Here is a 6,679-nt window from a genome sequence, read left to right on the forward strand (position 1 = left end):
CGAAATTATTCAAAAAGGAGGTTAAGGTGGAAATTGTTAAATTGTTTCTAGATCAAGTTGCAGGAGTTATTATCGCAATTCTGCTGATAGTGCGGATTGAAACCAAGCTAGAGGGACTAACCAACGCAATAATACAGCTATCTGACGTAATTAAGCCTACCTGCAAAGATCAATAGACACACGACAAATTTAAATATTTATGCAATTTGAAGAAATAGTTAAAAAGTTTATCGACGATAAGCGCCTGGAAGGGCGCGCTACCGGAACACTTAATGAATATAATTTTCGATTAACCGAGTTAGGTAAATTTCTTAATCAAGAAAAAATCAACTTTAAAGATTTAAAAGGAACAGATATTACAAATTTTGTGCGCTTTTTGCAAAAAAAGAACCAAAAAAGTCAGACTATTAAAAATAAGCTCTCAACGATTTGCGTATTTAATAAATGGGCAGTGAAAGAGGGCATAATCGCCAACATTGTCGTCACACAGGACTATTATCCTAAAATTACTGATACTAAACGAATAAGACGGCTAACAGACGAAGAACTTGCTATTTTTAAAAATTACATTGATGGATTACAAGAAAACGCACGTGCAGCATTCTGGCTGATGATGGGAACAGGTTGCCGTGTAGGTGAGGCTGCACATTTAGAACCTACTGATGTAGCTCTATACGGTAAGTCTGTATACATTGACATACATGAGGCCAAGTGGGGTAGCAACCGGCGCATTCCTATTGTCGACAAGACGGCCGCAAAAGTCGTCTGGAGCTATCGTGAAGGACTTACGATTAATAAGCAACCACTTTTCAGATTATCCAAGCGTACACTTCAAGGATATGCAACAGCTTTTGCCAAGAAGACCGGGATTGCTTTTAACTGTCACCTGTTAAGGCACACCTTTGCGGCATTACTGACGGAAAAGGGCGTTCCTATGACAACTACTCAATTTCTATTAGGACATAAAAGCCTATCAATGACTGCCCATTATGCACAGTCAGCAATTACAGATTTAAGCAAGATTAAAGCAGAAATTTAAACATTAGGAGAAAAAATGAACGATATTAAATTGCTAGGCAGACTAGCACAAGAGCCAGTATTACACACAAGTGTAAAGGGGCGACCATACGTTTGGTTTATAGTAGCCGTGCCTCGCAGAAATAACCGAAAAGAAGCAGACTTTATCAGATGTGTTGCGTTTGATAAATTAGCAGACGCAGTAAATAAGTTTTGCTGTAAAGGCCGCCAAGTACTAGTGCAAGGACGTCTGCAAGTCAGCCAGTCCGTTGATCAGGAAACTCAAAAAAACATGTACCACCACACTGTTGTAGCTAATGCAGCTCAATTTTTGCACGACCCAAGTCATGTAGAAAAATAGACTAATCTTTTTAACTAAAAAATCAATATTAAACTTACATAGCTGTCAATGATACCGGACCAAGCAAGGCTTGGGAGGATAAGCAATTGACAGCTTTCTCTAGCTCACAAGCTTTCTTAAGGGCAAACCTTTGGGTTTGACCTGCCTAGCGGCGAGCGACGGGGTTTGGGGCGTAGCCCCATTTTGAAATTACACTAGAAAGTAAATGACTTTGTACGTATCACCCCCCCGTACTAATAGGGGGGTAATAAATACAAGCAGAACAAAAAAATGGAAAAAACGTTGTCTGTAATTATTGACTGGTTAGAGTTTACAGTCATGGATATGACTCTCAAATCAGCAATCGAACTCTTAAATTTAAACTTCGAAAATTTTGCCCTTTTAAGTAAGGGACGTTTTGGCTATCATAATCAGCTCAAATGGGTAGACGGTAGCATTTTTATCATGTTTACAACTCCGGAAAAGAAAATCACAGAAAATTCGAAGATTAAAGCAGAAACGGGTGTGCATGTCATGATTACCGGGCAAGGTTGCCGTCATTACTCTGCTAATAATAATTTGATTGAATTGATAGGCAGACTTTTCATTCTTGATCATGTTAATTTTTCAAGAATTGATCTAGCAATTGACGACTATCAATCTAAAATTATCAACTATGAACGGATTAACAGAGCAGCACTTGCGGGCAATTTTACTTCAAGGTGGAGCAAATGGGACGAAATTAATTCTCGTCAAACTTCTACTGGCGATTTTTTAGGGCGAACCATGTATTTTGGCTCCCAGGCCTCCGACTTGTTTTGCAGAATTTATGATAAAAGTTTAGAAAGAAAAGCTAATTCAGAACAACCTTTTGAAAAAATACCTCAAAAATGGACGCGCTTAGAACTCGTTTATCGTAAAGACAGAGCTAAAAAATTAGTCGAACACATAATAAAAGGGGACAAAAGTTTAGGGCATGTGCTGAGAGGGACACTCAGACAATATTTAAGATTTGTTTTGCCGACAACTGATCGAAACAAGGCCAGATGGCCAACTGCTAAATGGTGGGAAATTCTACTTGATAATGTCGACAAATTAAAATTGACTATAAGCAAAGAAAGTAAGTCGATTGAACAGATGTCTGCTTGGGTTGACCGTCAAGTTGCACCGACAATGGCGGCAATTTTAACAGCCTTAGATGGCGATATGAGCTGGTTTAGGAAAACTATCGTCAATGGAACAAATAGGCTCACACAGAAACACATGGACGCTGTCAATCTCTACAAAAAGGAAATAACTACATGAGTACATATCCAAGAATTGCTTGGGCCACAGCAATGACTCCGAGCAGGACAGAACACTACCAGAACCTTTTAAAGCATAAGGTAAAAGACGTAGTTATCTGTCTTCATTTAAGTGGTTTTAAAAAATATGAAACTGGTGAAATACATACTAAAGTTGCAAGAGAAACCGGCATGAGAATACATGCAGGACTAATTACCAACTTGGCTAACCCGTTAGAAGACACTAGATGCTTTTATCGTGCATACAGGGAATTAAATTATACGAGCGACGCTAAAGTTTCCATTTTCTGCTTAAAAACTTACGTCGTAACAAACCGAGAAAAAAGACTACAAGAGCTATTACGCTACCTATCCTGCTTTATTGATAAGGAAAACATTGATGTTGCCTTCAACAAAGCTGACCTTACTCACCACTTTAATCAAGAAACAGTCAAAGACTTTAATCTGACCGTATTTAATCCTGGCGGCCTTAACGCTGGTGTTAAAAACGCTGGAACTTGGATCTATTCCAATACATTAGAAAGTAACACGCAATATTTAGGCTATGATTTTTACGGCTTTTACACTGGCAACAAAAGCTACCAATTGTCACTTGATAATGAATATATAGCTAGACCCGGCGATACGTGGGTTACAGTGGCAACTAGGCATAATATATGGCTACCTGAATTACTTAAACTAAACAATGCTCAATACAAAGATTTAGTTGTTCCAGGTCAAATTATCAAGATAACATAAGAACCCACCTAAGAATTAACTTTTGGTCGCAATGTGTCTCAGCGATTGCTCTACAGCCGGCATAGCCGTCTTCCGTCTAGCAATCGCTGAGACACAAAGCTTCCCTTCTAGTTAATTCTTAGGTGGGTTTAACTTATTCTATATGTTTTTTTATCAAGCCGTCTAACCTACTAACAGACAGCCTTAATCACATTCTATACATTTTTTATCAAGCTGTCTAACCTACTATTAGACAGCCTTAATCATATTCTATACACTTTTTGATTAAGCTATCAAACTTACTGTTAGATAGCCTTAATCAAATCCTATACGTTTTTTTTTCATCTATCTGCTGAGGTTTGAAGAAAAACACGCAGACGACGTGCTATAATTAAAAAGGACGTACATTTTGTTTGTACGTCCCGGGTTTAAAGTTAAACATAAACATGAGGTTTTAAAATGTTAGCAAACTTTTTGTTAGCGCGCAGACCATGGGAATATGTGCCAGCATATTCTGGAATTACGCGCAAATCAAAAAATCAAACATGGCCTAAAATCCCAAGTATAACAGTGCTTTTTACCACAAAGTAATAATAGCACAGATTTTTTGATTTTACCAGAACGAGTGAAAATATGAAAGTATTTTCACTCGTTCTTTATTCTCTTATTTTACTCCGTAGAAACAGAAGTGTCCGTTTGTAAAGCTTGACTATTCGAAACGAAACGGAAGACGGCGTAGCCGGCTGTAGCGTTAAGAATAGACTTGCAAAACAAACGGACACTTCTGTTAATTTTCATTTTCCGATAAAACATTACATTTAATCAAAATGTTTAGTTATTCTTTGCCACAACGAAGCTTTTGTAACCCTCTCAACTTTTTTCTCCAATTTTGAACTATTCTGAGTTGCCTCTATTAACTTCTCTTGAGAATTTTTTAGTTCCTTTGTCTGTTCTATAATTCGTGCTTGCAACTGCTGTTGCTGATTATTGAGTTGCAACTGTTTATCATTAAGATCCTTGAAATCGTCTGCATATTTTTCTATTTTTGAATTTAATCTTCGATTTTCTTCATTCAATCTTTCATTTTCTTTTTTAAGCAGATCAGACTGGTCCCTCCATTTTTTTACTAATTCATTCAAATCATCAAATTCTTGACTTTTATTCGAATTATCTTCATTTTTCTTTTTCAAAACTTCAATGATTTTATTAGCGTCAATATCAGAAACAACAAACCTATTCTTAACTTTCTTTGTCTCAATATGCTGCCTTTTTATCTCGTCTCGTACTCTTTGTTTTTCTCTTACTAATTCTCTTTTATTTCTATTTAAAGCTAAAGCAATCTCTTTAACTGTCTTACTCATAACACTATACGCTCCAAAAATATTCGAATGAATAAACTTCGAATTAAATCAAATATAATCGAATTTTCTTTACTTTAAATAATAAACTAAAATTTTATAACTTTATACGAGAAAAAACTTGAAAGAAACAGCAAATGGGAGCAAGCTTTTTTGAGCCAGAGCGAGTTCAGAGGAGTTTACGCCCTTTGACAGAGCGTAAAAATTAAAAACAACTTTAGACAAGCTTTCCGTCGCCGTCGCTTCGTCCGTCGTCGTTTCCTTCATTGAGAAGGCACATATTACACCTATACAGCCCGGCAACCTTATGTAGGTCTACTTATACATAAGGAATGTGATGCCCCGCATATAGCTGTTCCTACTGGCTGTCAGCTATATACGGGTGTATGACCACCCCTACCTTTTACGCTTTATCTATTGATCGGTTACGTTGGTTGTAGTCACCATTTGACACTCCCGGTAAGCCCCTTACTTACTTGCCTGCGTTCGCTAGTTTGCAGCGGTGCGAATACCTACTTTTATTTTTTGCTAATCCATTGAAAAAGTGCATTAAAAAATGGAACGGACATACAAACTTCTGTCGGTTCCACTTGATTAATTTTCAATTTCTTTATACAATTTACTTACTGATATGATTCAGTAATCAATTGATTGAAAAGCGTGAAGCTACAAGTGCAGTTTGTAGTCAGCGTATAAGCTCTTTTCGGGATTGCCTTCCTGATTTGAGCTTTTTTCATGTTTATTTAACTGTTAAAAACATTATAAGCTAAATTTTTAATTTGTGAAACATAAATCTTTAAAAAAGTAGTAAATAATAAAATGCCCCATAACAAAAATTAATTTCTGTTACTTTTTCAGACCTGCTTTCGTTAAAATTGGAGTTTTAATGAAAGCATTCAATAAATGCTGCTATATCAAGCTTTATCGTCTTTTCATTTTTTATCAAGTATAAAAAGTTTGTGAAATGGGAAAAATTGAATTTTGAAATCCCGGTGTAGAGCCATTTCTGAAAATGTGCTTTTCGAATTTCACAAACTTTTACTTATTGTTTTTAGTAAAAATCTCAGTTATAATTCTAGCTACATCAAGAAAGAACATATAGATTTTTGAAAGTAAACCAAGCAATGATGACACGCGTGCTTTTAACGTGATGGAGAAATTCATTGCTTTTTTTGTACACTGAATTTCCCTTCAGAAAACATCTTTACAATTCATACCATGCAATAAGGAGGAAAATTATGGAATACATAACTAATTTTGAATCACGCAAGATAAAAATTCTCTATTACCCAAGTGAAGGGGGAGATTTACGTGGTGTTACGTTTAGGAAATTAAATGAAAACGCAACTAATGAACAAATTGGCTCATTTGCGGAAACATTCCTAAATCTAATTGATGGTCAATTTGGCGATATTAGTGTAACTAGGGTCGATGGTGGCGGATTCAATTACGACGAATAATTCACTAATAGAAAGGAAAATATCTAATGAGTAACAAAGTTTTAAAGTTAATCTTTACTAACAGTGGAAACAAAAAAAGTATCCTTACAATTCCCCACCCAAAAAAGGACCTAACTAAGGAAGCTGTACAGGCTGCTATGGAGAAAATTGTAGCTTCTAAAGCTTTTGGTGAAGGAGATTGGCAACTTTACGCTAATGTAGTTGGAGCTGAATACTACACAACTCAGACTGACGCTGTTTTTACTAATGAAAATAATGAATAGTTAATACAGGCAAGGGTATTTCCCTTGCCTATATTATTACGGAGAATAAAATGAACAAATTCCTATTTTTGTCCGAGTACTCACAACCGATATATAAAAAGTGCGAACTATGCAAAAGGGTGAAAGATGTGCTGTTTAGATTAGACGTAACTAATTCTGAAGCAGCAAAAATGATTGTAGGTTCATTGGACTTATGCAAAATCTGTGCTCAAAATATCGG

General features: G+C 36.1%; 8 protein-coding genes. 7 read left to right on the forward strand and 1 reads right to left on the reverse strand.

Annotated features, from left to right (window positions below; genetic code table 11):
- Positions 1-26 precede the first annotated feature (26 nt).
- From JF75_RS10745 to JF75_RS10045, 5 genes are all read left to right on the forward strand, one after another.
- Entirely contained in the window at positions 27-176 is a 150-nt protein-coding gene (locus JF75_RS10745) for a YvrJ family protein (protein ID WP_141639358.1), read from the forward strand.
- A gap of 23 nt (positions 177-199) precedes the next feature.
- Complete coding sequence (locus JF75_RS10030; RefSeq protein ID WP_046333031.1) at positions 200-1,039, forward strand: tyrosine-type recombinase/integrase; 840 nt, start codon at positions 200-202, stop codon at positions 1,037-1,039.
- A 15-nt stretch (positions 1,040-1,054) separates the two neighbouring features.
- Positions 1,055-1,378: a single-stranded DNA-binding protein gene (locus tag JF75_RS10035; protein ID WP_046333032.1), complete on the forward strand. Its 324-nt coding sequence runs from the start codon at positions 1,055-1,057 to the stop codon at positions 1,376-1,378.
- A gap of 270 nt (positions 1,379-1,648) precedes the next feature.
- Entirely contained in the window at positions 1,649-2,662 is a 1,014-nt protein-coding gene (locus JF75_RS10040; protein ID WP_046333033.1) for a replication initiation factor domain-containing protein, read from the forward strand.
- Positions 2,659-3,399 (forward strand): LysM peptidoglycan-binding domain-containing protein, encoded by a 741-nt coding sequence (locus JF75_RS10045; protein WP_046333034.1) that lies wholly within the window; start codon positions 2,659-2,661, stop codon positions 3,397-3,399. The genes JF75_RS10040 and JF75_RS10045 overlap by 4 nt, the downstream gene beginning before the upstream one ends.
- 797 nt (positions 3,400-4,196) lie before the next feature.
- Here the strand turns inward: JF75_RS10045 and JF75_RS10050 are convergent.
- Positions 4,197-4,739: a hypothetical protein gene (locus JF75_RS10050; protein WP_046333035.1), complete on the reverse strand. Its 543-nt coding sequence runs from the start codon at positions 4,737-4,739 to the stop codon at positions 4,197-4,199.
- A gap of 1,235 nt (positions 4,740-5,974) precedes the next feature.
- On the opposite strand from JF75_RS10050, the gene JF75_RS10055 reads away from it, so the two are divergent.
- The gene (locus JF75_RS10055; RefSeq protein WP_046333036.1) at positions 5,975-6,196 is read left to right on the forward strand and encodes a hypothetical protein; all 222 of its coding nucleotides are present in this window, start codon (positions 5,975-5,977) and stop codon (positions 6,194-6,196) included.
- A gap of 26 nt (positions 6,197-6,222) precedes the next feature.
- Positions 6,223-6,459, forward strand: coding sequence for a DUF2922 domain-containing protein (locus JF75_RS10060; protein WP_046333037.1), 237 nt, complete (start codon positions 6,223-6,225; stop codon positions 6,457-6,459).
- Positions 6,460-6,679 lie beyond the last annotated feature (220 nt).

Source organism: Lactobacillus kimbladii, assembly GCF_000970755.1.
In the GTDB taxonomy this organism is placed as follows: domain Bacteria; phylum Bacillota; class Bacilli; order Lactobacillales; family Lactobacillaceae; genus Lactobacillus; species Lactobacillus kimbladii.